This is a genomic window from Nocardioides oceani (assembly GCF_030412965.1).
Lineage (GTDB): Bacteria > Actinomycetota > Actinomycetes > Propionibacteriales > Nocardioidaceae > Nocardioides > Nocardioides oceani.
This window is the reverse complement of record NZ_JAUHJQ010000157.1, coordinates 1-278: the sequence shown is the minus strand read 5'-3', so window position 1 is coordinate 278 and position 278 is coordinate 1. Positions and strand designations below refer to the sequence as shown.

Genomic DNA, 278 nt, shown 5'->3' with positions numbered 1-278 from the left:
CTCGGTCATGGAGTTGAGCATAGGTGTTCCCCTGCCAACTGGGAATGTCACTGGATGATACAAATTTCCTAACTTAGGTTGAGCTCCTGCTGCATAGATTTTTCCTAAGGCGGAAGTCAGGAAGGCAATGTTGTTTTCATGCCCTCTCTTTACTAACGATATATTCGTAGCGTTTGCACCTAAAGCTCTTTTAAGTATAGCCTGGAGCAGACCTGTCGGAGCTACTTCGATGGCAATAGCATCCTTTGGAACATGAGCTAAAGCTTCATGGAAAAGGA

1 protein-coding gene is annotated in these 278 nt (G+C 45.0%); it reads right to left on the bottom strand.

Annotated elements, in window-relative coordinates; translation table 11 throughout:
* Nucleotides 1–278 (bottom strand): hypothetical protein (locus QWY28_RS23655; RefSeq protein WP_300955355.1); only part of this gene is annotated, 278 nt, incomplete at both ends.